This is a genomic window from Halorubrum alkaliphilum (assembly GCF_017873815.1).
Taxonomy (GTDB): domain Archaea; phylum Halobacteriota; class Halobacteria; order Halobacteriales; family Haloferacaceae; genus Halorubrum; species Halorubrum alkaliphilum.
The window spans coordinates 40,465-65,952 of the sequence record NZ_JAGGKQ010000005.1 but is presented as its reverse complement, the minus strand read 5'-3'; the positions used below and the strand labels follow the sequence as shown (position 1 = coordinate 65,952).

Sequence of the window (25,488 nt, the reverse complement as noted above, 5' to 3'; positions counted from 1 at the left end):
GACGCTGGGCGAGCCGAAACGAACCGCCACGATCCGATCACATACGTGACAATGAGAAACAACGAAACCGACAGACGGCTCGTCTCCGGATGGGAAGGCCGCTACTACGAGGACTTCACGATCGGGGACGTGTACAAACACCCGTACGGACGAACGGTGACGGAAACGGACGACGTCTGGTTCACGAACCTGACGCTCAACACGAATCCGATGCATTTCAACGAGGCATACGCTTCGGAAACGGAGTTCGGGGAGCGTCTCGTCAACGGACTGTACGTGATTGCGCTCGCCGTCGGGATGAGCGTGATCGACGTGAGCGCGAACGCAACCGCTAACCTCGGGTACGACGACGTGACCCACCACGCCCCCGTCTTCCACGGTGATACGATATTCGCGGAGTCGGAGGTGATCGCCAAGCGGGAGTCGGAGTCCAGAGACCACGTCGGGATCGTCTCGACGGAGCTGCGGGCGTACAATCAGGAGGGCGACCTCGTGCTCTCGTTAGAGCGGACACCGATGGTCCGCAAGCGGGGCAGCGCAGAGCCGACCGCCGCCCGCCCGACCGGCTGGCCAGAGGGAATCGGTACGCAACCGGAGGACCTCCAATGATTCCGAGTCCGCTCCGTCGGCGTGGGAGGTGGAGCGCGTGACCACCGACCCGCCCACGCGTGAGGACCCAGTCCCCTCGGCTCGCGTCGTCGGCGACCTCCCTACCGTCGACGCCGCCACGGCCGCCGAAAAGGTCCCCGCGGAGGCGACGTTGTTCGTCAGTGGCTTTGGTGGTGTCGGCTACCCGAAAGTGGTTCCGGAGGCGATCGCGCGTGGTGACGACCGGACGCTGACAGTCGTCTCCGGCGGTGGTGTCGGCGACGAGATCGACGCGGCTCTCGTCGAGAGCGGCGACATGGCCCGCCGATATCCGTTTCAGACCCGCCCCGCTGTCCGCGAGGCGATCAACACCGGAGAGGTGATGTTCCATGACAGACACATCGCGGGGGTAGCCGATGATCTCCGGTTTGACGGGCTCCACACCGGTCTCAGGGGCGAGCGCGTGGCCGTGGTCGAGGCGGTCGCGGTGGGCCCGGACTGGCTCGTTCCCACGACATCGGTCGGAAACACTCCGGCGTTCGTTCGAGCCGCCGACCGGCTCATCGTCGAGGTGAACGCCACCCAGCCGCTGGACCTTGCCAGGGTCCACGACGTGTACACGCGCGGGGATCCGCCGGGGCGCGATCCGATTCCGCTTTCCACCCCGACAGAGCGGATCGGCTCTCCCGCGATCCGGTTTGATTCCGACGACCTCGCTGCCGTTGTCCGGATCGATCGCCGCGACGATCCGTACGAGTTCCGCGATCCGGACGACAGCGACCGAGCGATAGCGGCCAATCTTAGGCGGTTTCTCGACGCGGAGATCGGTCGCAACCCCCTGTTCGCCGAAGCGGTCACGCTACAGTTCGGGGTCGGAAGCCTCGGCAACGCACTGATGGGCGCGCTCACAGAGCTTGAGGTCGGTGACCGGCCGCTCGTGTACTTCGGTGAGGTAATTCAAGACGGGCTGTTGGACTTGATCGACGCCGGCAGGCTATCGGGGGCAAGCGCCACGTCGCTGGCGCTGTCGGCGGACGGACAGGACCGATTGTTCGCGGACATATCGCAGTACGCCAACGAGATCGTCCTGCGGCCGGGGGACATCTCGAACGCTACCGGCCCGATCGAGCGGTTCGGAGTCACCGCGGTGAATAGTGCCGTCGAAGTCGACCTCCACGGAAACGCCAACGCGACCCACATCCGTGGCACCCGTGTGGTCAATGGGATCGGTGGCAGCAACGACTTCGTCCGTAACGCACGCTTGAGCATTATCGCACTGCCTTCGACCGCTGCTGACGGTGACGTGTCACGTATCGTTCCTGCGACGGCACACGTCGATCACACCGACCACGATGTCGATATCGTCGTTACTGAACACGGGGTCGCTGATCTCCGAGGGCTATCGCTACGGGAGCGACCGGACGCGGTGATGAGCGTCGCCGACCCGGCGTACCGCCCGAGTTTGCGGTCGTATCTGGATCAGGTTTCCGAACGAACGGGTGCTACACCGATCGCCGAGGACACGGGCGTCGATCCGTGACGATACCCCGTCAGCCGAACGGATCGTCGCGGTCAGATCTCAAAAGGGTATGCTGAGGTTCAGCCAGCTTCAGGATGGAGCATTTCGGTCACCCCTGAGGAACTCAACTTGATCCGTCTGTGAGAGGAATACTCGCGCCTTCGGCGGCGGGAGCGCGTCAGAGATCCTCGGGGAGGGTTTCGGCAGGTACATCGTTACCGACGCCGTGGCGGACCTTGACGGCGACGCCGCTCTCGAAAGCGAGCGCTTCCGCGCCCGATAGTTCGGCGCGCCCGACGGCGAACAGCGTGTCGTCGCCGTCGACGACGAGCACCTCGTCGCCGGGGCGGATCCCCTCGTCAGCCGCGGTTACGAACTTCGCGAAGGTGTTTCGGCCGTCCCGCACGTACGGCTCGCTCTCGGAGCCGACGACGATCCGGTGTGTCGAGTCCGGGAACGCGGCTTGGAGCCGTTTCGCGCCCGTGATCCCGAGGGTGAACCGCCCGTCGGTGCCGTACGACACCAGCCTGTCCCCTTCGGGACTGCCGGGCGTGTCGTCGACGTCGCCGTCGATGATCTGTCGCGGTCGTCCGCCGCTGGACCGCCGGATCGTCACGGTCCCCTCCGACGGGAACAGCGCTTCGCCGGCCCCCGCACCGAACTGGTAGTCGGCACCCGTCCGCAGGTCGGCGAGGTCCTCGCTGTCGCTCATACTCGCGCTACCCCTGCCGCGCGGAAAGCGATTGCGACACGAGCCGCCAGCGTTCGGCCAACTCGCGACACGCGTCGTCGTCGATCTCGATCCCGGAGCCGACCGCCTCGATCGCCTCCCGAACGACATCCGCTCCGGTCGCTTCCCGGTCGGCTCCCGGCAACTCGTGATCGGGCACCAGCGACTCCAACGCGTCTGACGCGTCGGAGAGGCCCGTTTCACACTCGTAGACCGTCCCCTGCTCGATAGCGGTCACGAGCCGATCGACCGCGATCCGGTTCTCTCCCCGCTCGGCAGCGATCTGGCCGAGCGTAGCGAGTATCCGCGTTTTTAGGTCCATAAATCCGCCTGATTCGGCGTCCTCGAGAGCGGACGAGAGCGCGCGTTCGGCCGCGGGGAGGTCCCCTTGTAGCCTGAGCTTCCTGCCGCGTACGTGGTTGAGGGCCGCAGTACGTTTACGACCCGCGTGGTCGTCGAGCAGCTCCGCCGACCGGGAGAGCCATCGCTCGGCCTCGTTGGCGTCGCCTCGCTCGACGGCGATCTCCGCGAGTTGTGTCGACACCATGGCGGTTCGGTGGTCGGCGTCGATCCCCTCGAAGGCCGCCAGTGCGTCCCGCGACAGTCGCTCGGCCTCGTCGAGCGCGTGCTCCCGGAGCGCGACCGATCCGAGTCCGTTCAGGGCGAACCCCCGGTGGGGTTCCGAGCCGGTTCGCTCCGCCAGCGACTCGACCGTCCGGTATCGCTCCCGTGCCGTGCCGAGTTCCCCCCGCTGTTCGGCGATCGCGCCGAGGTTCACCAGGACGATCGCTTCCCGGTGGGTGTCACCGACCGTCCGGTACCCTTCGAGCGCTCGTCTCCCAGCCCGTCTTGCCCCGGAGAGATCGCCCCTGCGTCGGAGCGCCACGCCGAGGTTCGTCGACACGTTCGCCTCGCCATGGACGTCATCGTACGTCTGGAACAGTTCATGTGCGAGCCGGTAGTGGGCGATCACGGTCTCGGAGTCGCCCATGGCGTCGAGCGCGTTCGCCACGTTCATCAGGCTCTTCGCGACCGCGATCGGATCGTCGAGCGATGCCGCGAGCGCGTAAGCCCGAGAGCTGGCCTCGTACGCGGTCTCGAACTCGCCAGCGAAGTGTGCGGCCTGTCCCCGGCCGCGAACGGCGTCGGCGAGCCCCTCCCGGTCTCCGGTGTCTTCAAACAGGGTTATCGCCCGATTGAAGTGGTCCAGTGCCGTGTCGTGCTCGCCTCGACGCCGGGCCACGTCACCGAACCCGCGCTGGCGCTTCGCCTCTCCGGCCGCCGAGGCGGGCCGCCACGCGTCAAGCGCCTCCGTCGCGCGGTCGAGGTCGCCGGCATCGATGTACATCCGCGTGATCCACTCCGGCGGACGCTCCCGGAGGTCGTCGGGGCAGGCCTCGGGGAGATCGATCCACGAGTACCGGACCCGGCCGTACAACCCCGCAAGACGAGGATACGACCGACCGACGTCGTACACCGCGGTGACCGTGGTCTCCGCCCACGAGACCGGGTCCGCCTCGATGTCGTCGATCGCAGGGGCGTCACCGCCGAAGGCGCGCCGGATACGCGACCGTCTCGCGGGTTCGTCGGCCAGCGAGAGGAGACGACTCAACACTCGACCGACGCGTCTGGCGACGACCGGCTCCGGCTCTCGGTCGAGCAGTCGCTCCAAGAACAGGACGGACCACTCCTCATGAACCATCCGGGTCGATCCGTCGGATTCGGGGATCAGGACCGTGCCCTCCAGCCGATCAAGCGCACGACGAACCGCCTCCGAGTCGGTCGGTTCGGATCCGGCGTCACGGGCGGATCCCGTAGCACGGGAGGGTCCAGCGTCACGAGCGGATCCGGCGTCCAAGAGCACGTATGCGAGCGAGCGGACGTCGTCGAATCCGGCGACGTTGAGCAGGTTGATGAGGACCGCGACATCCATCGTGGGGGGCGGTCGCTCGTCGAGGTCGCTGACGATCCGAGCTATCTCGCCTTCAAGTGAGCTTAGCGTTCCGCGCTCGTCGCCGGGGCGAGTGGCGGCGGAGGCGAGCCGGTGGATCAGTCTGGAGACCTCGCCTTGGCCGTCAGTGGCAGGTGCGGTGGCGGGGTCGTCCGAGTCGTCACGACCGCCGGGGTCGCTGCCCGGTTCGCCGGCGTTACGGCCCCGGATCGTCCCGAGTAGGGCCGCCGAATCCGTCGCGAGCGACGCCCCGGTGACGTCGGCAACGTGGTCGATGAACCGTTCGACTTCCCCCTCGTCGAGTCGTGGCATCCGGATCGTCTCGATACGCCGCCGGTACGCTAGGTCCGCCGGCGTGAGCGGGAGTCCGTCGGGGTCGTCGTACGCGTCGCGCCGTGCGTCGAACAGGAAGGAGACGTTCGATCGGCCAGCGAGTCCCCTCGCGACGGCCATCGTCCGGGCCGCTGCCGGGGTGACGGCGTCCTCGACGACGACGAGCACGTCGCCCTCGGCGTTCGATATCCGTTCTCGAAGGCTCTCGACCGCGGTAAACGGTTCCTCGGAATCGCCTCGACGGTACAATACCGGTCCGCGGCCGGATCGGTGCCATCGAACCGCGACGCTCCGACAGACCGTGCTCTTTCCGCTCCCCGCGGGACCGACCAGCAGATGGTCTCGTCCGTCCGAGAGCCCCTCGAACAGGCGGTCGTCGAGCGAGTACCGGCCGGTCTCTCCGGGGACGGTACGGTCGAGGACGTATCCGGCCGCGACCTCAGCGAACGAGGCGGGGGCTCTGAGCGGACCGATCGGCTCCGGGTTCCCGTCGAGCCGGTCGTCGTCCAGCGTCAGGAACCCCTGGCTCGCGAGCGTCTCGGAGCCCACACTACCGGTCGTTCCGACGAATCTCCTTCCAGCCGTCCTGCCGTCCCTCTCGCCGTCCCCCCCGTCGGCTGCTCCGCCAGCCGCACCGTCCTCGGTCCCACCGACCTCGCCGGCGTTGCTCGCCGACGCCAGCCCCGCGAGCTCGTCGCCCACGTTGTCACCGGCGTCGGCGAGCGACCGGATCCGATCGCGACCCCACGAGACGGCTTCGGGACTGCTCGACTCCGTGATGCCGTGGAGGCTCCTCTCCTCATCGAAAACGAGGGTGATGACGGTCCCGTCGGCGACGACGAGGCCCACGTCGATCGTCCCGCCGGCCCGTATCTCGACGCCGTCCTGACCCGCGAGCGACGCTACATCGGCCGGGAAACGCGTCCGAGCGTGACGATACAGCTCGTCGTCCATCACGAGACGGACGGCACCACCGCCGGCGGCGACCGCTCGGCACCGGTCGAGCAGCCGGGGATACGGAAGGGTCGGAAGGGCGGCGTCGACCGTATCGGCGTCGACGACCGCCCGATCCAGTCGTTCGAGCGGTCGGTACGGGTCGGGACCCGCCGCTCGGTACGTGTCGGCGCTGCGAAGGACCGTCGGCGAGAGGTCCGCGTCCGCCCCGAGGGGCGAGAGTACGTCGCGAGCGGCGTCGACATCGGTCGCGGCGGTGAGAAACCGCCGATAGCCCGTCGATAGGAGCTGGCCGGTGAGCGTCGTTCGATAGCCGTCCGTTTCGCGAGTCACGAGCGTCTCGGCTTCGAGCTCGTCGATCGCGCGATTCACCGTCGACCGTGAGCAGTCGAGCGCGTCGACCAGTTCGTGCTTTCGGAGGGGCTCCCCGACCAGAGTTTCGAGGAAATCGAGCCGGCGTTGTACCACCTCGACCAGCGCCGGGAGGTCCTCCATAGGTACGTTGGTCGGTAGCAGTTCCCACCTTCATAACTGTTTCTTCGCCGAGGTGATGGGTCGAGCCCTGACACAATCCGTCACGGGGTGAGAATATGGGTGCGGGTGAGCGAGAATCGGGCATGAACGGGGACGCTACCACGGAGACCGGATCGGACGGCCGAGTCGCGAGCGTGGTCGCGGACGCGCGGTCGGCCGGAGCCGAGTTCGCGAACGCGGACGAGCGAACGGTATTCCGGGTCGTCGACTCCGTCGGGGAGACGCTGGCGGATCCGGAGACAGCGGCCCGGTTCGGCCGACTTGCGGCCGACGAAACGGGACGGGGACACCCGGGCGCGAAGGCCGAGAAGATCGCGACCGCGATCGGCGGTGCTCGGCGGGACGTCCGCACGGAGTCCACGGTCGGCGTCGTCGACCGCGACGACCGGGCGGGGACCCTGACGATCGCGCGACCCGTCGGCGTCGTGGGTACCGCGGTGCCGAGCACGCATCCGGTCGTCGTTCCGGCCGTCGTCTCGCTGTTCGCACTCGCCGGACGGAACCCGATCGTGTTCGCGCCGTCGCCGTCGACGATCGAGACCTGTGACGTCGTCGTCGGGACGATCCGGGACGCGCTGGCAGACGTCGGCGTTCCGCCGGAGCTCGTCTCGACGGTGCCGGCACCCCCGTCCAAGCCCGCGACTGACTCCCTGTTCGAGTCGGCAGATATGGTCTGTGCGCCCGGTTCGGCGGCGACCGTCGCCGCCGGACAGCGGTGTGGGACTCCCAACTACTGTACCTCGGCGGACGGGCTCGTCGCCGTCGCCGACGGCACCGTTCCGGCCGCCGAGGTGGCGACGAGCGTCGCGGTCGGGGCGACGTACGACTTCGGTGCCCACCCCGCCGCCGACGCCGCACTGGTGACGACGAGCGACGCTCGCGCCGACGTGATCTCCGAGCTTCGATCGGAAGGGGGATACGTCCTCTCGGAGCGCGAGACGGACGCACTCCGAACGCTGGTCTCACGCGACGGAACGGTTCCGGAGTCCACACGCGGGTGTTCCCCGCGGTGGCTTACGACGGAACTCGACGTCCCGCCGGACGCGCGGACCGCGGCGTTCCTCGTCGTCGACCCGGTCGATCGCGACGACCCGCTGGCGACGCTGCCGGGGATCCCGGGAATCACGGTCCACGAGCGGGACGGGTTCGGGTCAGCGCTGTCGCTCGCGGCCGACCTCGGGGGATCACACGCGGCGGCGGTTCACACGACCCGTCAACGACGCGTGAAACGGGCGGTAGAGGTCCTCCGTGTCGGCCGTATCGTCGTCAATCAGCCCGGGATCGCGACCATCGGATCGCCGGAGAACGGGTTCGCGTTCGCGCCGGTGATCGGCGGCGGTGCCGACGAGGGAAGCCAACTCGACGGCGGACTGACCGTGGACGATTTCGTCGAGACGACGCCCGTGGCGACCGACGTCGAGCCGACGGAGCGGAGCGGCCGATCGGGCGTGAACGAGACGTGGCGAGGGCCCTGAGCCGCGACAGCCGTCGCTACAGCTCGATCCGTTCGACGATCGCCTCGCCGCCGTTCTCCTTCGTGTTGATCGCGACGATGCGGACCTCGTCCTCCAGCAACGACCCCTCGACTTTGGCTTTCAACAGGGAGTCGACCTGATACACGCCGGCAGCGTTGTTCATCCGGATCTCCACCTGTGCGGAGGTTTCTTCGTCCGGTCGAAGGACGACCGACTCGATCGCCTGCGAGGAGACGGTGTTGATCCCACGACCCCCCTTCTCGTAGGGAACCCGCGACCGACCGCGTTCCATGTCGAGTCCGTCGGCGATCCGAATGACGCCGGCCTCCAGCGTCAGCGTCTCCTCCTCGGTGTGATGACAGAGGATCGCGTGGAGCACCTCGGCTTTCACCCGCACCTGCTCGGGCACGTCGTAGAACTCGGGGAGGATCCGATCAAGGATATCGGCGGCGAGCGGGATCGAGTAGTACGGATGGTCGTCACGGTGGACGACGTGGCCGATGTCGTGGAGAGTCGCCGCCAGCACGATGATCACCGGCTCGTCCGCTTCGTCGAGCCCCTGTTGTCGCGCGCCGTTGAACTCCACCCCGCCGTCTTTAAGCAGGTCGTAGAGCTGGAGCGCCCGGTCGCGAACGATCTCGACGTGTTTCTCGCCGTGGTCGTTGTAGCCCTTCCGGGCGACCGGATTGACGTTCTGTGCCTCCAGATACGTCGTGATCTCCGGATCGGTCAGGACCCGATCGAGCACCTCGTTGAGCCGCTCGTCGGGGAACGCGTGGTCGGCTTCGGGGTCGTACTCGCGATGTTCGACGTGTTCGTCGTCCGCTGGCTTGCTCATCAGATGTCAGCAGTGGCGTTCGTCTCGTAAAAACGTGTGGCGTCCGGAGACGACGTTCACCCGTCCTGTCCCGTCCCGTCCCGTCCCGTCCCGTCCCGTTTCGCCCGTTTCGTCGGCAGAACTTGGATCGAGACACAACGTATAAGAATGAAACCGCCGTACCTCCGGCCGTGACCGCCACTGCGTCGAAACGCCGTTCGCGGACGCCGGCAGCGACGCGGCTCTTCTCGAAGAAACGCGCGTGACGCGTCCACAGGCGGGAGTGGCGACCCCGTCCCGGACGACCTCGGACTCACGTGCGACCGTTGACCATCCACCGATACCGAACCCGACACGACCCAGCCATGACGACCCCAACGACGACCACCACACCGTATACGACCGACGACGAATCGACGGGAGGAGACCGAACGTCCGAACCCTTCGAGGGGGTGTACCCAGCGATGACGACCCCCTTTACCGACTCGAACGAGATCGACCACGAACAGCTCGCCGACAACGCCCGGTTCCTCGAGCGCGCGGGCGTCGATGGCGTGGTGCCCGCCGGCTCGACCGGCGAGTCGGCGACGATGACACACGACGAGCACGTGGAGGTCATCGAGACCGTGCGTGACGCGCTAAACGACGTACCCGTCATCGCGGGCACCGGCTCGAACAACACCGCGGAGGCGCTCTCGTTGTCCCGCCGGGCCGCCGACGCGGGGGCGGACGGGCTGCTGCTCATCTCGCCGTACTACAACAAGCCCGAAGCCGCCGGCTTCCTCGAACACTACCGAACGATCGCGGACGCGGTCGACCTCCCGCAGATCGTCTACAACGTTCCCTCGCGAACGGGTCGGACGATCCCCGTCGACGTCGCCGTCGAACTCGCCGAACACCCCAACGTGCTGGGATACAAGGCGGCGTCCGGCGACCTGAACCGGATCAGCGAGATCGTCGAGCGCACCCGCGACGAGCGGTTCTCGGTGTTGTCGGGCGACGACGGGCTCACGCTCCCGACGCTTTCGGTCGGCGGAACCGGAACGATAAGCGTCGTCGCCAACGTCGAGCCGGAGCGGTCCTGTGCGATGGTCGGTGCGGCGCTCTCGGGCGACTACGACCGAGCGCGCGAGCTCCACCACGAGCTCGCGCCGCTCGTTCGCGAGCTGTTCGTCGAGACCAACCCGATCCCGGTGAAGGAGGCGATGTACGTTCGCGGTCGCGGCGGTCCGGCCGTTCGATCGCCACTCACTCGACTCTCCGAGGGGCGGCGCGAATCGCTCCGGGAACTGCTCGCCGAGTACGAGGGCGACGCGCCCGACCCCGTGGAGGCCGTCGAATGACGACCGACGGGAGAGACGCCGGCGATCTCCGTGTCCTCGTCACGGGTGCGGGCGGACGCATGGGTCGTGAAGTGATCGAGGCAGCGTCGGCCCGCGAGGACACGGCGGTCGTCGCCGCGGTCAACCGTACCGAGACGGAGCCTGTTGGGAGCGTCGAGGTCGCCGACGCGGCCCGACTCCCCGACCTGCTCTCGGAGACCGATCCGGACGTTCTGGTCGACTTCACGGGTCCGAAGTCGGCCGTGTCGTACGCGGAGGCGGCTGCGGGCGCCGGCGTCGCCGTCGTCACGGGAACGACCGGCTTCGACGACGATGGGATCGGTCGGCTCCACGCCGCGAGCTCGTCGGTTCCACTTTTAAAAGCGGCCAACTTCGCTCGGGGGGTCGCCGCACTCCGTCGGGCGGTCCGCGAGGCGGTCGCGGCGGTTCCCGGCTACGACATCGAACTCACCGAGACCCATCACAACGGGAAGCGTGACGCCCCCTCGGGCACCGCGAAGACGCTCCTCGGCGACGTCGAGAGCGTTCGCGACGGCCTCGACCGCCGCGTCCACGGACGCGAGGGCGACGCCCCACGCGAGGAGGGCGAGATCGGCGTCCATGCCCGGCGCGCGGGCGACGTGACCGGAGAACACGAGGTGTTGCTGGCGGGCAACCGCGAGACGCTCCAGTTGACTCACCGCGCGGGCGACCGCGGCGTGTTCGCGGAGGGGGCGCTCGACGCCGCGGCGTGGCTCTCCGGCCGCGACGCCGGCTGGTACGACTTCGACGACGTGCTCGACGAATGACGTTCACGTCGAACGACGCTCACGCGGAGTGATGTCCGACGAGCATACCGAGACCGACGGATAAATACCGACACTCATCCACAACACGACAAATGACGCTCGAATCCGACGTATCCGACCTCTGGCACCGCTATCAGGACGGCCTCACTGCCGACGAGACGACCGATAACGACGATGCGGTCCTCGAAGCCTTCTTGGAAGCACTCGAAGCCGGCGAGGTTCGGGCCGCGGAGAAGACCGGCGACGCGGTCACCTCGTGGGCGGCAAACGAGTGGGTCAAACGCGGAATCCTGCTCAACTTCGGCCTCCGGGAGACCAAAGCGCGCGAGTACGGCGGCGTCACCTACTACGACGTGTTACCGCTCCGTGAGACCGCCGACCTCGGCGAGCGCGGCACCCGGAACACGCCCGACGGGACCGCGATCCGCCGCGGCGCGTATCTCGGCGAGGACTGTATCATGATGAGCCCGTCGTTCGTCAACATGGGTGCGTACGTCGGCGACGGCGCGCTCGTCGACTCCTGTGACACCGTCGGCTCCTGTGCACAGATCGGCGCGGACGTAAAGCTGGGCGCGAACACCCTGATCGGCGGGGTGCTCGAACCGGTCGAGGACGCACCCGTCATCATCGAGGACGGCGTCTCGCTCGGTGCCGGCTGTCGCGTCACGAGTGGATTCCGCGTCGGGGAGAACTCGATCGTCGGCGAGAACACCCTTCTTACTCCCCGGATCCCCGTCTACGACCTCGTCGAGGAGGAGATACTCTACGGACACCTGCCCGCCGAGCGCCGCGCGTTCACGCGGATGGTCGAGTCGTCCGTCGGCGACCACGATCTGTTCGAGGGAGGCGCGTACAAACCCGCCGTCGTCGCGACGCACGTCGAGGAAGACACCCTCGAAGCGACGCGACGGGAGGACGCCCTCCGCGAATGAGCGACGACGACGCGGCGTCCTCGGCAGGTCCGCCCGTCCGCCGCGTGAGCGACTGGGAGGCCGGGGCGCTCCACGAAATCGCGGCCGAACACGGGACGCCCCTGTACGTACAGGACCTCGACCGGGTACGGGAGAACTGCGAGCGGCTCCGCAACGCCTTTCCGGACGCGGATGTCAGGTATGCGGTGAAGGCACACACCGGACGGTCGGTGCTGGAGACGGTCCGAGAGGCCGGCCTCGACGCCGAGTGCGCCTCCGCCGGGGAGGTCGACCGCGCGCTCGCCGCCGGCTTCGACGGGGAGCGACTCCACTACACCGCGGTCAACCCGCCCGCTCGCGACCTCGACTACGTCGTCGGCATCACGGCGGCAGAGCCGGCGGTCACGGTCACCGTCGGCGCGGTCGACACCCTCGATCGGCTGGCGGAGCGCGGCTACGACGGCCGGATCTGTCTCCGCGTGAACCCCGGTGTCGGCGCGGGTCACCACGAGAAGGTTCGGACAGGCGCAGCCGCGAAGTTCGGCGTTCCGTACGATCGCGCCGCGGAGGTCGCCCGATCGGCGGCCGACCGGTTCAACCTCGTCGGGATCCACGCACACGCGGGATCCGGCATCGACCCGGACCAACTGGACAGCCACCGCGAGCTGGTGACTCGAATGGGCGAGCTGGCCCGGGAGCTCGTGGAACCGCGAGCGGAGACGGGGTCGGCCGGCGGCGACGCTCGACCCCTCGATCTCGACTACGTCGACGTCGGCGGCGGGTTCGGCGTCCCGTACGAGGAGGACGCCCCGCCGCTCGATCTCCATGCGGTCGCGGATGCGACCCGTGAGGCCGTCGGACCGCTCCCGGCCGGCGTCGACCTCGCGATCGAGCCCGGCCGATACGTCGTCGCCGACGCGGGCGTCCTGTTGGCACGAGTGAACACCGTCAAGCCGACTCCGGACGGGACGGTCGTCGGCGTCGACGCCGGGATGACGGACCTACTCCGTCCGGCGATGTACGACGCATACCACCCGATCCGGAACCTCGGCGGGGCGGCGGGCGCGACCGCCCCCGACGAACGCCCGGCAACCCCTGTCACGGTCGCCGGACCTATCTGTGAGACCGGCGATACGCTCTGTAAGAACCGATCGCTCGCGGATCCGATCCGAGGAGACTTCCTCGCGGTCGGGATCACGGGCGCGTACGGATACGAGATGGCAAACCAATACAACTCACGACCGCGGCCGGCGGAAGTCACGCTCGATGACGGCATGGCTACGATCGCTCGCCGACGGGAGACCCTGACCGATCTGACGACGGTCGAACGGACCGAAAACGACTCCACGGGGGAGAGCCGATGAGCACTCACGCAGTTCCGGTCGAGAAGTACCACGGGACCGGAAACGACTTCCTCGTCGTCGACGCCGACGTCCGGAGCGTCCGTGATCGGGCAGCGTTCGCGCGCACCCACTGCGACCGCGAGACGGGCGTCGACCCCGAGTCGTTCGGCGGCGAATCCGGATCCCACCGTCGAGGCGCGGACGGCGTCCTGTTCGTAAGCGTCGAGGACCGATATCGGCCGACCCGCGTCGTGATGACGCTCGTCCAGCCCGACGGATCGACGGCCGCGATGTGCGGGAACGGCGCGCGCGTCGTCGCCCGCTGGGCACACGATCGAACCGGCGACCACGAGTTCATGATCGACACGCAGGCGGGGACCCGCCGGGCGACCGTGAGTACGGACGGGACCGAGGCGACCATCGAGATGGGAACGCCGGCGTTCGCGCCGCGTGCGGTTCCGGTCGCGCGCGACGACCCGCTGATCGAGGAGTCGATCGAGGGACTGACCGTCAGTGCCGTGAACACGGGCGTCCCTCACGCGGTTGCGTTCGTTAATGGGGGCCGCGACGCGGCAACGGGAGTCGGTTCGGCCGACGGGATCGACGCGGTCGACCTCGAAACGGTCGCACCGCCGGTTCGTCACGCCGACGTCTTCCCCGAGGGCGGGAACGTGAACCTCGCAGCGGTCGTCGACCGCGGATCGAGCGGCGATGAAGCGACCGGGAGGGAACTCCCGGTCATCGACCAGCGGACGTACGAGCGCGGCGTCGAAGGGGAGACCCGATCCTGTGGAACCGGTGCGGTCGCCATCGCGGCCGTCGCCGCCCGTCTCGGACTTATCGACGGCGACACCGTGGTGGTCAGACCGCCGGGCGGCGAGTTGACCATCACGGTCCCGGACGGGGAGCAGGCGACGCTGACCGGCCCGGTCGCCCACGAGTTCTCCGGGCGCGTCACGGCCGACCCGCGATGAGGAGGATCTCTGATGGCGACGAGGTCCGGATGACGACGAGGTCCGGATGACGACGAACCACGAACGATGACGACTCTCGAACCATGACGAGCACGGAGCCGGGTGGAGTCGGGCCGCCACGGCTCGATGCCGCTTCTTTCGACCCGATCGGATTCTTGGAGGACGCTGTCGCGACGCCCTCCCACGAGGACGTGGGCGAGATGCGGGAGCTACTCGTGTCGACCCTCGAACGATTCGACGTCGACGTCAGGACCGACGACGACGGCTGTGTCCTCGCCCGCTCGGTCTCGACGTCGCCGGACGAGGGGCCACACCTCGTGTTGAACACCCACATCGACACCGTCACTCCCAACGTCCCCTTCGAACGCGGCTCCGACGGGTCGAGTTCCGACGTCATCCGAGGTCGCGGATCCTGTGACGCCAAGGGGCCGCTCGCCGCGCTCCTGTACGGGTTCCTCGCCGCCGAGCCGACTCGTGGCCGAGTCACGTTGGCGGTGACGCCGGACGAGGAGGCACTCTCGCTCGGCGCGGCGTCGCTCACCGGTCGGCTTCCTGGGACGGCCGATCGGCTCGACGGCGATCTGTTTCTCGTCGGCGAGCCAACCGGCCTCGACGTCTGTACGGCCGCGAAGGGTCGGTTTCAGGGCCGCGTCAAACTCTCCGGAGTCGCGGCGCACGCGGCGGAGTTCGCGGGAGCCAACGCCGTCGCCGCCGCGGAGGGCGCGCTCGCCGCGATCCGAACGTTCGACGCCGACGCCGACGATCACCCACAGTTGGGGTCACCGAAGCTCACCCCAACCGTCATCGAAGGGGGATCGGCGACGAATCAGGTGCCAGCCGACTGTGCGATCACGGTCGACCGCCGAAGCGTTCCGCCCGAAACGGCCGAGGAGTTCAGGGCGAAACTCGCGGCCGCGGTACGGTCGGAGACTCCCGACGACGTCGACGTCCGGTTCGATCTCACGGAGCGGGCGTCCCCGTTCCTGGAGGCGTTCTCGACCGATCCGGACCACGCGTTCGTCGACGCGGTTACGGGTGCCGTTCGGCAGGCGACGGAAACGGCCGGGCTGCCCGAAGGTCGGGGCGGCGGCGTCCGCCCGTTCGGTGCGGCGACGGAGGCCTCGTACTTCGCGCCCGCCCCGACGGTCGTGTTCGGTCCTGGAGACCTCGCCGACGACGACGGCGCGGTGGCCCACGCCGAGCGGGAGTACGTTCGCGTTCGGGAGGTCGAGGTGGCGGCCGCGACGGTCGCAGACGTCATCGAGACGGTGTTGTGAGGGTAGTCGTCGACTACTTATAAGAGATATCGGTCCTCACGCTCCGAGAGGTCGACGAACTCGTCGGCCGCGTTGACGAGCTCGTCGGCAGTCGAGTTCGCGAAGCCCATCGCCTCGACGCGGACGCCCGCGTGACGGAGATGGGAGCAGAGACGTGCGAAGTCGCCGTCGCCGGTGACGAGCACCATCGTGTCGATGTGGTTCGCGAGCGTGACCGCGTCGAGGCTCATCCCGACGTCCCAGTCGGCTTTTTTCGAACCGTCCGCAAACGTCTTGATGTCCTTGATCTTGGTCTCGAAGCCGATGTCGCGGAGCGCCTCGAAGAAACTCTCCTCCTCGGGGGAGTCCGCACGGATCACGTACGCGATCGCGCGAACCAGCGAGCGATCACGGACCGCTTCCTCCAGAAGCGCGGAGTAGTCGATGTTCCGTGAATAGAGGCTCTGTGCAGTGTGATACAGGTTCTGGGAATCGGCGAGCACGCCGACCCGCTGGGCCGAATGAACGTCGGTCATACGGACAGGTTCACCGGCAACAAGTAGGGTTTTGGGATCCACGCCGACGACCGCCTCCCACGGAATCGCGACCGCTCCCGCCTCCGTGAACCGCAGCATGCCTGACGCTACTATCCGATCGACGATGTCGAGACCGTCTCACCGTGAGAAGGGCCGAACGAAGTCGATACACGACCCCATCCGTCCGGAGTAGCGGCGATCGATCAGTGTATCTGAACTTTTTTGTGTATGTGTTTACTGCGATTTGGTATGTCACAGCGACACAATGGCGGCGCTGATAACCCGCGCCACCTCGGTCGACGCGAATGGCTTTCCGCGCTCGGCATCGGCGGTATCGCAACGCTCTCCGGCTGTGTTGGTGGGGAAGACGAGGAAGACGAAGCGGGTGGAGACGAGGATCGGGACACGTACGACACCGCGGCCGCAGCGAGCTTCGAGACGCTCAACCCGATATACAACACCGAGAACGGTGCCGGTAACGCGATTGCGCGTGCTCTTGATCAGGGATACACCTTCAACGAGGACAACGAAGTCGTGCCGCTGCTCTACGACCTCTCGACCGAGGACGGAGCGGTGTGGACGTTCGAGGTGCGCGACAACCTGGAGTTCAGCGATCCCTACGGACAGGTGACCGCGGAGGACTTCGTCTACCTCATTCAGGAGGTCCACCAGAGCGACTGGGCAAACTCGGCGGCCACGATCAACTGGGGCGGCGTCGACGTCGAGCAGACGGGAGAACTCGAGTTCCAAGCGACCCTCGAGAGTCCCAATCTGCTCTGGCCGGAGACGTTCGACCCGCTACTGTATCCGATCCCCCGCGATCTGATCGAACCGTACGTCGAGGACGAGGACGTGGAGGGGATGCAACAGGACGAGGAGCTGCTCGAACTCACGTTCAGCGGCAATCTCGGCCCGTACGTGATGGACGAGTGGAACCGTGGGAGCGGAACCCAGTACAGTCGAAACGACGACTACTACCTACAGGAGGCGGACGATCTCCCGGACGAGTTCGACGACGCGCCGTACTTCGAGGGCGGATCGATCACGTACCTCGAGGAACAGTCCTCGCGGCTCGGCGCGCTCGAAACCGGCGAAGTCGACAGCGCCGCCATCCCGCCCGAACGATACGAGGAGTACGACAACCGCGACGACGTCTACGTCAATCAGGTCCCGACGCCGTACAACACGATCCTCTCGGTCAACATGCGTGACAACGGCTGGAACACGGGACCGGGGAACCTCTTCCGGTACAAGGAGTTCCGGCAGGCGGTCAACGCATCAATCAGCAAGCAGGAACTGATAGACGGAGTGTACCGTGGCCTCGCGCAGCCACACTACACGTGGCAGCCGCGTTTCACCGACTTCTACCCCGGCGACGACGACCTCCCGCAGTTCGGCATGGGTGACGAGTACGGCCGGGAGTTCGCCCGGGATCTGGCACAGGAAGCCATCGACCAGTCGGAGTACGACTACGAGTTCGACGGGGACGAGCTAGTCGATCCCGACGGCAACCAGGTCGAACTCGACATCTACCACAGCGCCGGCCAAGAGACCTCCCAGCTCACCGCGGAGTTCATCTCCGAGGAGATGGGAGAGAACCTCGGCATCGACGTGAACGTCGAGGCGATCGACGGTACCCGGTTCGGCGAGGAGTTCTGGACCGCGGACCCCGCGGAAGACGGTCTGACCGACGAGGTCAACGGCGAGGAGGTCTCGTGGGACACGGACGTCAGTCCGGGGCCCAACAATCCCGGTCCGCGCTCCGCGACGAGCAACGAGGACTGGGATATGTCCATCGTCTACGGGCTCAACACGTACCCACGCAACCCGCTTACCAATCAGGTGTTCTTCGACGGCGCGAACGCGCAGTACAACCCGGTCGGTTACTATCCTGAGTTCGACGCGGAATCGCTGTTCGCCGACATGCGGCAGGCGACGGACCGCGACGAACTCATCTCGATCCTCGAGGAGCTGTTCATCAACCTCGCGGAGGAGCAGCCGTACATCATGCTTCTGTTCAGCGATGACCTCATCGGCTACCGTGAGGGACTGGAAGGACCGATCGAGAACTTCTCGAACGGTTGGGACCTTCCGGTCTGGACCTACGAGTAACTCCCCGATATCCTAATCCGGTTTATACTTAGACACAACGATTCAAATGGGACTTGGAAGGTACATTACTGCTCGCGTCGCGTGGGCCGCAGTAGTTTCGCTTATCATCGTCACGATCACGTTCGTCCTGCTCGCAGCCGCACCGAACCCGTCGATCCGCGAGGCGGCGACGCAGGCGGCGCTACAGGGCGGTGACCCGGCGGCCGCGGCCGAACGCGAACGGGAGCTTCGAGGGCTAAACGAGCCGCTCCACGTTCGGTATCTGGACTTCCTCCAGAGCGTCTATACGCTCGACTGGGGCTGGTCACAGCACCGGAGTCAGCCGGTGACCGAGGCACTGTGGGAGGGTCTGTACTACACCGCACAGTACTCGATCCCGTGGACGATCCTGACCGTGATACTCGGTCCGATCGTCGGGGTCTACTCGGCGGCGAACATGTACAGTTGGAAGGACCACGCAGCGACCGGCTTCGCGTTCTTCGGCTACGCGATCCCGAACTTCTTTTTCGGGATCATTCTGCTGCTGATCTTCGGCGTGTGGCTCGACGTGATCCCCGTCGTCTACGACACGAGCGTTCCGCTGTTTAGCCTCGATAACGTGATCCAGCTGATCATCCCCGTGTTCGTGCTGGTCACGGGTTCGATCGGCGCGACGATGCGCGTCTCACGTAACGAGTCGGCGGAGTTCCAGAACTCCGACTTCATGAAGACCGCGAAGGCCAAGGGCGTCTCACCGCTTCGGGCGTACGCGTATCACGTGATGCGTCCGACGCTCGTGCCGCTCTCGACGACTCTCGTGGGACAGCTACTAGCGCTGTTCCTCGGGTCGTCGCTCCTCGTGGAGGTCGTGTTCGGCATCCCCGGGCTCGGTCGCTTGACGTTCGACGCATTGGTTGCACAGGACACGAACCTCGTGTTGGGCGCGACGCTGGTGTTCACGTTCATCGCCGTCGTCGGGAACCTCGTCGAGGACCTCGTATTCACAATACTCGACCCGCGGATCAGCTACGATGACAGATAATCGGAGGCAATAGATATGGCAACGAAGAAACCGGAACGCTTCGATCAGGTCGACTGGAGCGAGCTCTCGGAGTCCGGACGACTCGACCTGTCGATCAACTCGATCGGCATGGTGATCACGTCGCTCCCGGTCGTCCTGTTGGGGCTCTACGATTGGCGGTTCATCGGCGATAGAACGGACACCTTCGAGTTCATCGGCCTGAGCCGGAACCTTGAGTCGTTAGACTACTTCTTCATCTTCACGCTACTGCTGTTCTTCTTCTATTTGATCCTGCCGCTCGCCCAGAATCCGCGGATGACGAAATACTACTGGAAGGAGTTCAAACGGAACCGGCCCGCGGTCGTCAGTCTTGGCTGGCTCCTGATCGTGTTCGCGGGCGGACTGCTCGGTCCGCTCGTCATAAGTGCTCCCGAACAGGACATCCTCATCGGACACCAGCCGCCGGTGTTCCTCTCGGTCGACGCGGCAAACGTCGCCAACTGCGTCGGTGACATCGTTGGCGGGCAGTGTCAGGGAACTTGGGAATACCCGCTCGGGACGACTCGGGGTGGAAAGAGCGTCTTCACCAGCATCATCTACGGGATGACGATCAGCATGCAGATCGCGTTTATTACGACGACGATCGTTGCGGCCATCGGGATCTCCTTCGGAACGGTGAGCGCGTACGCCGGCGGGTGGGTCGACGAGGTCCTCATGCGGTTCGTCGACATCATCCTCTCGTTCCCGACGCTCCTGATGTTCCTGCTCATCCTGTACATCTACGGTGCGGGACTGGGAATGTTCATCCTCGTGTTCTCGCTGTTCGCATGGGGTGGGACGGCGAGATACGTTCGCAGTAAGTCGCTGTCCGTCTCCGAGGAAGAGTACATCAAGGCGAGTCGGATAAGCGGTGCGAGCACGTACCGGGTCGTCCGTAAACACGTCGTCCCGAACACGGCAAGCAGTATCATCACCCAACTCACCCTGCTGATTCCCGGGTTCCTGCTGGCGGAGGCCCAGCTGGCGTTCCTCGGGCTCGGGGACTCCAACATCCCCTCGTGGGGGCAGTTGATCTCCGCGGGACGCAGCGACCTCGCGTTCGCCCCGTGGATCGTGTTGGCACCCGGGATCGTCCTGTTCCTGACCATCCTCGCGTTCAACTTCCTCGGTGACGCGCTATTGGACGCGTTGAACCCCGAAGCGGAGGCCGAGAGCGAATAATGTCCACCGCAGAACCACTACTCGAGGTCGAAGACCTCACGACGACGTTCAGCACAGACGACGGAGAGCTCATGGCGGTCGACGGGATCGACTTCAGCGTCGACAGCGGCGAGACCGTGTGTATCGTCGGCGAGTCCGGGTCCGGAAAGACGGTCGCAACGGAGTCGATCACTCGGATCGTCAAATCTCCCCCGGGTCACGTCGAGGGGTCGGTCCGGTTCAAGGGGCAGGACCTGCTCGAAATGAGCGAACCGGAACTTCGCGACATCCGGGGATACGAGATCGCACACATCTTCCAGAACCCCCAAGAGGCGATGAACCACTGTTACACCGTCGGCTGGCAGATCATGGAGGCGCTCCAGATCCACCGTGACGTCTCCAACGAGGAGGCGAGAGCGAAGGCGGTCGATCTGCTCGACAAGGTGGGGATCGCGAACGCGAGCTCGCGTTTCGACGATCACCCACACGAGTTCTCGGGAGGGCAGAAACAGCGAGTGATGATCGCGATGGCACTCGTCGGCGACCCGGATCTGTTGATCGCCGACGAGCCGACGACCGCGCTCGACGTCACGGTACAGGCACAGATCCTCCGCCTACTCGACGACCTACAGGAGGAGTTCGACATGGGGATCCTGTTCGTTACCCACGATCTCGGCGTCGTTGCCGAGATCGCGGACCGGATAATCGTGATGTACGCGGGCAAGGTAATGGAGCGTGGTGGCGTGTTGGACATCTTCGATCACCCGGCACACCCGTACACACAACAGCTGTTGAACTGTCTCCCGGATATCGGCGGTAACACGGGTGGAATACCGGGGAAACTCCCTGATCCACATGATCCTCCGGACGGGTGCCGGTTCGCCGCGAGGTGTGACCACACGATCGACGCGTGTCGGACCGGGCAACAGCCGGAGGAGGTCGAGGTGAATCCGGGACAGAAGGCTTCCTGTGTCTACTATCGACCGGCCCATGACGACTCCGTGATCCGTGACGGCATTCAGAACACGGAGCCGGACACGACGGAGGTCGGTTCGGCCGATGACTGAGGAGCCGTTGTTGTCCGTTCGCGACCTGAAAAAACACTATCCGATCAAGAAAGGGCTGTTCAACCGACAGGTCGGTGCGGCCAAGGCCGTCGACGGCATCAGCTTCGACATCGGCCGGGGAGAAACGCTCGGACTCGTCGGCGAGTCGGGGTGTGGGAAGTCAACGGCTGCGACCTCGATCATTCGTTTGGAGGAACCGACCTCCGGTGAAGTGATCTTCAACGGCCGTGATCGATCCAAGGGGAGTACGAATGCCGACGGAGTCCACTCGAACGATATCACGAACTTCAGCGACAGAGAATTGAAGGCGTTCCGTCGGGACGCACAGATGATCTTCCAAGACCCCTCATCGAGTTTCGATCCGCGAGTGAAAGTCGGTAGCTCGGTCGCCGAGATGCTACAAGTACACGGCATGTCAGATCGGCGTCGTCGACGGAAGATAGTCGAAAACCTGCTCGAACGAGTCGGCCTCTCGGCATCGGATTACGATCGGTATCCACACGAGTTCTCCGGCGGACAGAAACAACGGATCGCGCTGGCCAGAGCCCTCGTGTTGAACCCGGATCTCATCGTCGCGGACGAGCCGGTGTCGGCACTCGATGTCTCGATCCAGGCGGAGATCCTAACGCTCATCAAGGACTTACAGGCGGAGTTCGACCTCTCGTTGCTGTTCATCAGCCACGATATGTCGGTTATAAAAAAGGTGTGTGACCGGGTCGCCGTCATGTACCTCGGCGAGATCGTCGAAATAGGGCCGACGGATCGAGTGTTCGCCGATCCACAGCATCCCTACACCGAGGCGTTGCTCTCGGCGATACCGACCCCGGATCCTCGCTCGACCGCCAAGGGGATAGAGCTGAAGGGAACCGTTCCGAGCCCGACGGATCCGCCGAGCGGCTGCCGGTTCCACACGCGCTGTCACCGGGTTATCCAGCCTGAAGGACTCGATATCGATCAATCGAACTGGCGCGGGCTTCTCACCCTTCGTGATCGACTCGTTGCCGGAGCGATAGACGTCGAATCGATGCGGGAAAACCTCGGAGTCGCCGAGGATTCCGACGGGACCGGGATCAGGTCACAGCTCCGGACGGAGTTCGATCTGGAGGACCAGTTATCGGACGCGAAAGCGGAAACGGCGCTGAAGAACGCGCTCGACCGCGTGGTCGACGGCGATAGTGAGGGCGCAGGAGAGGTGCTCACGAGCGAGTTCACTACCCCCTGTGAGGAAACGGTGCCCGATCGGACTCGCCACGCCGACGACCACGAATCAGCGTGTCTGCTTCACGATCGCGAGGGCGTCGTCACGCCGGCCGCCGCGGACGACTGATCCTTACGTAAGTCAAGGAGAAAGCCCCGTGCTTTAGCGCGGGGATGAATCCGACAAACCCTACACAACCGACATTATCAAGAATCTCGGCATAGAACATAGTAGCAAGCCAATCGCGTAAAGTATCAATCGGAAGATCCGGGGTCGCTTCCCGCCGACACGGACGGTTCCACGCCCACCATCTCGGTTCACAACGAGGTGGGGAGTACGTGGTTGAGATTCGTTCGCCGTCCTCACAGAACCCATAACCCCGCTGGGACGGGTGGTAACGCTCGTGTACGGGAGGGGGTGACGGCTTAACCAAAGCACACCCTGTTCGCGGTTGCACTTCGCCACGAAGCGGTGTGGCGGAGTATGGTCGATGGCACGACCCGTGTCAGGCTCCTCGAAACGAGGTGCGTGAATCCTCGCGTTCGCACAGTCCGTTTGGGACTGGGCGCAGGGAGCGCCACAAGCGGGGGAACTCGCAACGAGTCAGCGTCACCATGCGCTCATCGCCCTGACGTGGAGCGCACGAACCCGGTACTCCCTTCGTGGGAGGAAAGTTGCCCTCGGGGGCTTGGGAACGGCCCGATGCCCCACGCGGGAATCCTCGCCCTTCACAGTAGTTGCCGAACCTAACTGAGATTCATTTTGATTCGCTCCTGAGTTTGAGTATGGTTGAGACAGCCGAGGCAAAACAGGTTTGTAACGCTGCTTCGACGTTGCTGTTCCCCAAGCTGGATTTTGGGGTCAAACAGTGCGGCAAGTACACGAGAGAGGATTTTCTCGAAATCCTCTCTCGGATCGCATTCGATCAGGAGTTTGCAAACACGGGTGGGAAGACGCTCCAACTGGATCGGGAACAACAGGTCGACATCACATCCACTGCTCGGAATTCCCTCGCCAAATCGCTGCTGTACCACCTGCGAAACCTCTCGACGGACGCCATCGACGACCAGTTCGATGGCGTCCGGGATCGACTATTCGAAGTCCTCCGAGCACAGCGGCGACTTCCCGCGTTCGTCGATGTCGCCATCGATCTCCATGAGTGGCGGTTCTACGGCTCAGCCGACACTGACCACGTGATAACGACCTATCCTGATCTGGGAACGAACAGAGCGTTTTGCTTCGCAACGCTCTGTATCGTTGCTCCCCGTACTCGGTTTACACTTGCTGTGCTCCCGATGGATGCGAACGGCTTTCGCGCCAAGCGCGAAGCCGTTCGTTCCCTCGTCGAAACGGCTCGTGAATACGTCTCGATTCGACAGGTCTACCTTGACCGTGGATTCTATCAAGTTCACGTCGTCTCGGAGCTGGAACAACTAGGCGTGGATTACATCGTTCGTGCACGCCCGAGCAGTGGGATGAAAGGCCGTCTCAGCGCCGGCGCTGAGACGGTCGTCGATGACTACACGATGCAGCGAAAGCGTCCACCGACAGCGTCGGTCGATGTGACGGTTTTCGCGGTTCCGCACCGTTCGGACGATGACGAACACGTTTGGTTTGTCACGAGCTTGGACGTAGATTCTTCAACAGCGAAAGCGTACGCGGCGGCGTTCCGCCGCCGCTGGGGAATAGAAACGTCCTATCGACAGATCGGTGACTTCCTCCCGAGAACGTCGTCGCCGACGTTCTCGGTTCGGTTATTCTACTTTCTGTTCGCTGTCGCGCTGTACAACCTGTGGGTGCTCGCAAACATCCTTGTTGCTGGGAAGATCCAACCGGAGAAACCGCCGATTTCGACGCGGATCTTTCGGCGACTCATCTTGACAGACTACGGCTAAGCTAGCCTTTCATTCCGACCGGGAAACCGGTTAGTGAGCGGTTTCTTGAGAGGTATTGCTCGGGAACGCCGCCTGACGGCGTTCCCTCGCATCCTTCGATCATCCAGCACTGGGAGAAAAGTTACACTCGCTGTGATCCCGGAGCCAACTCCGTCGTAGCTGCCTCGACGAAAGTCTGGTTCGGCAACTACTGTTCAGGGCGGGGAGGATGTCAACACCCGTTTCGAGTGGCGAGCGTTCTCAAAGCGTCGCGAGATCGACCCGCCGAGGTTCCGGAACGTTTCGATTCGAGTCCCGTACGACGCCGATATCGCCGTTCTCGCGACCTGACGATCGGTCGAGAACGACCGTTGCCCCACAGGAGAGCGGGGCGATGACGCCGGCGGCGACCGCGTGTGGCTCCGCGAACGACACACGGAGAACCACTCCAGTTCCCTCTGTCATCCCGTAGTCATCCGCGATTCCCGTCGCGAGCGCGAGAAGCGTTCGATGCGATACGTCGCCGTCGCCGCCCCGGATGACGATGTCGGCGGGATCGACCTCGCTCGGAGGGGTACCGGGGTTCTCGCTCCAGAGTTCGCCTTCCCAGTGGGTCGTCTCCGGACGGTCCGGTGCGCCGCCGAAGACGGTCAGGTTCGTGCCCGGATCGGGGTCGAAGTCCGATTCGTCGGCAACCGGTGCCACCACGACGCGGTCGCCGGCAGCGATCCCCGCGTGAGGGTCGAACCGGACGGCTGCGCCGAGTCGCGCCGCTCCGAGAAACGCGACCGTCGTGTGAAATCCGGGTTGCGGGTCGACCGCAACGGTCGATCCTTCGCGCGCCCCGAGATACCGCAACACGTTCGCAGCCTTGTACGCGTTCGTGATCAGGTCGTGATACGTCCGCTCGCTTCCGTTCGGCGTGACGAGCGCGGTAGTCCGTGTCCGGCGGTCGCGGCCGAGCAGGTCGCCGACGACCGCCATC

General features: G+C 65.3%; 20 protein-coding genes. 15 read left to right on the top strand and 5 right to left on the bottom strand.

Annotated elements, in window-relative coordinates; genetic code table 11:
- Window positions 1-51 precede the first annotated feature (51 nt).
- Window positions 52-609: a MaoC family dehydratase gene (locus J2751_RS05005; RefSeq protein WP_209483778.1), complete on the top strand. Its 558-nt coding sequence runs from the start codon at window positions 52-54 to the stop codon at window positions 607-609.
- A gap of 37 nt (window positions 610-646) precedes the next feature.
- The gene (locus J2751_RS05000) at window positions 647-2,128 is read left to right on the top strand and encodes an acetyl-CoA hydrolase/transferase C-terminal domain-containing protein (RefSeq protein ID WP_321168592.1); all 1,482 of its coding nucleotides are present in this window, start codon (window positions 647-649) and stop codon (window positions 2,126-2,128) included.
- A gap of 157 nt (window positions 2,129-2,285) precedes the next feature.
- Here J2751_RS05000 and J2751_RS04995 read toward each other — a convergent pair whose 3' ends face one another.
- Both J2751_RS04995 and J2751_RS04990 read right to left on the bottom strand, forming a co-directional pair.
- Complete coding sequence (locus J2751_RS04995) at window positions 2,286-2,819, bottom strand: PUA domain-containing protein (RefSeq protein ID WP_209483774.1); 534 nt, start codon at window positions 2,817-2,819, stop codon at window positions 2,286-2,288.
- Between the two features lie 7 nt (window positions 2,820-2,826).
- Entirely contained in the window at window positions 2,827-6,570 is a 3,744-nt protein-coding gene (locus tag J2751_RS04990; RefSeq protein ID WP_209483772.1) for a tetratricopeptide repeat protein, read from the bottom strand.
- A gap of 122 nt (window positions 6,571-6,692) precedes the next feature.
- Here J2751_RS04990 and J2751_RS04985 point away from each other — a divergent pair, with 122 nt between their 5' ends.
- A complete protein-coding gene (locus J2751_RS04985) occupies window positions 6,693-8,084 on the top strand; it encodes an aldehyde dehydrogenase family protein (RefSeq protein ID WP_209483770.1) in 1,392 nt (463 codons plus the stop codon).
- A 16-nt stretch (window positions 8,085-8,100) separates the two neighbouring features.
- On the opposite strand, the gene J2751_RS04980 is transcribed toward J2751_RS04985, so the two are convergent.
- Window positions 8,101-8,922: an HD domain-containing protein gene (locus J2751_RS04980; RefSeq protein WP_209483768.1), complete on the bottom strand. Its 822-nt coding sequence runs from the start codon at window positions 8,920-8,922 to the stop codon at window positions 8,101-8,103.
- A 344-nt stretch (window positions 8,923-9,266) separates the two neighbouring features.
- On the opposite strand from J2751_RS04980, the gene dapA reads away from it, so the two are divergent.
- From dapA to J2751_RS04950, 6 genes are all read left to right on the top strand, one after another.
- Window positions 9,267-10,244, top strand: a complete 978-nt coding sequence (dapA, locus tag J2751_RS04975) for a 4-hydroxy-tetrahydrodipicolinate synthase (RefSeq protein WP_209483766.1) — start codon at window positions 9,267-9,269, stop codon at window positions 10,242-10,244.
- The gene (gene dapB / locus J2751_RS04970; protein ID WP_209483764.1) at window positions 10,241-11,032 is read left to right on the top strand and encodes a 4-hydroxy-tetrahydrodipicolinate reductase; all 792 of its coding nucleotides are present in this window, start codon (window positions 10,241-10,243) and stop codon (window positions 11,030-11,032) included. Before dapA ends, dapB begins: the two co-directional genes overlap by 4 nt.
- A gap of 92 nt (window positions 11,033-11,124) precedes the next feature.
- Window positions 11,125-11,964 carry a 2,3,4,5-tetrahydropyridine-2,6-dicarboxylate N-succinyltransferase gene (locus J2751_RS04965; RefSeq protein WP_209483762.1) on the top strand — a complete coding sequence of 280 codons (840 nt, stop codon included), beginning with the start codon at window positions 11,125-11,127 and terminating at the stop codon, window positions 11,962-11,964.
- A complete protein-coding gene (gene lysA / locus J2751_RS04960; RefSeq protein ID WP_209483760.1) occupies window positions 11,961-13,307 on the top strand; it encodes a diaminopimelate decarboxylase in 1,347 nt (448 codons plus the stop codon). Before J2751_RS04965 ends, lysA begins: the two co-directional genes overlap by 4 nt.
- Entirely contained in the window at window positions 13,304-14,260 is a 957-nt protein-coding gene (gene dapF / locus J2751_RS04955; protein WP_209483758.1) for a diaminopimelate epimerase, read from the top strand. The genes lysA and dapF overlap by 4 nt, the downstream gene beginning before the upstream one ends.
- Window positions 14,261-14,343: 83 nt before the next feature.
- Entirely contained in the window at window positions 14,344-15,537 is a 1,194-nt protein-coding gene (locus tag J2751_RS04950; protein ID WP_209483756.1) for a M20/M25/M40 family metallo-hydrolase, read from the top strand.
- Window positions 15,538-15,554: 17 nt separating this feature from the next.
- Here the strand turns inward: J2751_RS04950 and J2751_RS04945 are convergent, their stop codons facing one another.
- Complete coding sequence (locus tag J2751_RS04945) at window positions 15,555-16,052, bottom strand: LabA-like NYN domain-containing protein (protein ID WP_209483754.1); 498 nt, start codon at window positions 16,050-16,052, stop codon at window positions 15,555-15,557.
- Window positions 16,053-16,301: 249 nt separating this feature from the next.
- Here J2751_RS04945 and J2751_RS04940 point away from each other — a divergent pair, with 249 nt between their 5' ends.
- From J2751_RS04940 to J2751_RS04915, 6 genes are all read left to right on the top strand, one after another.
- Entirely contained in the window at window positions 16,302-18,164 is a 1,863-nt protein-coding gene (locus tag J2751_RS04940; RefSeq protein ID WP_209483752.1) for an ABC transporter substrate-binding protein, read from the top strand.
- A gap of 46 nt (window positions 18,165-18,210) precedes the next feature.
- Complete coding sequence (locus J2751_RS04935; protein ID WP_209483751.1) at window positions 18,211-19,185, top strand: ABC transporter permease; 975 nt, start codon at window positions 18,211-18,213, stop codon at window positions 19,183-19,185.
- Between the two features lie 15 nt (window positions 19,186-19,200).
- Entirely contained in the window at window positions 19,201-20,385 is a 1,185-nt protein-coding gene (locus J2751_RS04930; protein ID WP_209483749.1) for an ABC transporter permease, read from the top strand.
- On the top strand, window positions 20,385-21,431 hold the full coding sequence (locus J2751_RS04925; RefSeq protein ID WP_209483747.1) for an ABC transporter ATP-binding protein: 1,047 nt from the start codon (window positions 20,385-20,387) through the stop codon (window positions 21,429-21,431). The genes J2751_RS04930 and J2751_RS04925 overlap by 1 nt, the downstream gene beginning before the upstream one ends.
- On the top strand, window positions 21,424-22,758 hold the full coding sequence (locus J2751_RS04920; RefSeq protein WP_209483745.1) for an ABC transporter ATP-binding protein: 1,335 nt from the start codon (window positions 21,424-21,426) through the stop codon (window positions 22,756-22,758). The genes J2751_RS04925 and J2751_RS04920 overlap by 8 nt, the downstream gene beginning before the upstream one ends.
- 656 nt (window positions 22,759-23,414) lie before the next feature.
- Window positions 23,415-24,524, top strand: a complete 1,110-nt coding sequence (locus tag J2751_RS04915; protein ID WP_209483743.1) for a transposase — start codon at window positions 23,415-23,417, stop codon at window positions 24,522-24,524.
- 240 nt (window positions 24,525-24,764) lie between these two features.
- On the opposite strand, the gene J2751_RS04910 is transcribed toward J2751_RS04915, so the two are convergent.
- Window positions 24,765-25,487 (bottom strand): acyl-CoA synthetase family protein, encoded by a 723-nt coding sequence (locus J2751_RS04910; protein WP_209483740.1) that lies wholly within the window; start codon window positions 25,485-25,487, stop codon window positions 24,765-24,767.
- Window position 25,488: the final 1 nt, after the last annotated feature.

Bases quoted from the DNA above. Each gene is read 5' to 3' on its own strand.
- J2751_RS05005 (WP_209483778.1), top strand. From the start codon at position 52: ATGAGAAACAACGAAACCGACAGACGGCTCGTCTCCGGATGGGAAGGC.
- J2751_RS04995 (WP_209483774.1), bottom strand. From the start codon at position 2,819: ATGAGCGACAGCGAGGACCTCGCCGACCTGCGGACGGGTGCCGACTAC.
- J2751_RS04990 (WP_209483772.1), bottom strand. From the start codon at position 6,570: ATGGAGGACCTCCCGGCGCTGGTCGAGGTGGTACAACGCCGGCTCGAT.
- J2751_RS04985 (WP_209483770.1), top strand. From the start codon at position 6,693: ATGAACGGGGACGCTACCACGGAGACCGGATCGGACGGCCGAGTCGCG.
- J2751_RS04980 (WP_209483768.1), bottom strand. From the start codon at position 8,922: ATGAGCAAGCCAGCGGACGACGAACACGTCGAACATCGCGAGTACGAC.
- dapA (WP_209483766.1), top strand. From the start codon at position 9,267: ATGACGACCCCAACGACGACCACCACACCGTATACGACCGACGACGAA.
- dapB (WP_209483764.1), top strand. From the start codon at position 10,241: ATGACGACCGACGGGAGAGACGCCGGCGATCTCCGTGTCCTCGTCACG.
- J2751_RS04965 (WP_209483762.1), top strand. From the start codon at position 11,125: ATGACGCTCGAATCCGACGTATCCGACCTCTGGCACCGCTATCAGGAC.
- lysA (WP_209483760.1), top strand. From the start codon at position 11,961: ATGAGCGACGACGACGCGGCGTCCTCGGCAGGTCCGCCCGTCCGCCGC.
- dapF (WP_209483758.1), top strand. From the start codon at position 13,304: ATGAGCACTCACGCAGTTCCGGTCGAGAAGTACCACGGGACCGGAAAC.
- J2751_RS04950 (WP_209483756.1), top strand. From the start codon at position 14,344: ATGACGAGCACGGAGCCGGGTGGAGTCGGGCCGCCACGGCTCGATGCC.
- J2751_RS04945 (WP_209483754.1), bottom strand. From the start codon at position 16,052: ATGACCGACGTTCATTCGGCCCAGCGGGTCGGCGTGCTCGCCGATTCC.
- J2751_RS04940 (WP_209483752.1), top strand. From the start codon at position 16,302: ATGTCACAGCGACACAATGGCGGCGCTGATAACCCGCGCCACCTCGGT.
- J2751_RS04935 (WP_209483751.1), top strand. From the start codon at position 18,211: ATGGGACTTGGAAGGTACATTACTGCTCGCGTCGCGTGGGCCGCAGTA.
- J2751_RS04930 (WP_209483749.1), top strand. From the start codon at position 19,201: ATGGCAACGAAGAAACCGGAACGCTTCGATCAGGTCGACTGGAGCGAG.
- J2751_RS04925 (WP_209483747.1), top strand. From the start codon at position 20,385: ATGTCCACCGCAGAACCACTACTCGAGGTCGAAGACCTCACGACGACG.
- J2751_RS04920 (WP_209483745.1), top strand. From the start codon at position 21,424: ATGACTGAGGAGCCGTTGTTGTCCGTTCGCGACCTGAAAAAACACTAT.
- J2751_RS04915 (WP_209483743.1), top strand. From the start codon at position 23,415: ATGGTTGAGACAGCCGAGGCAAAACAGGTTTGTAACGCTGCTTCGACG.
- J2751_RS04910 (WP_209483740.1), bottom strand. From the start codon at position 25,487: ATGGCGGTCGTCGGCGACCTGCTCGGCCGCGACCGCCGGACACGGACT.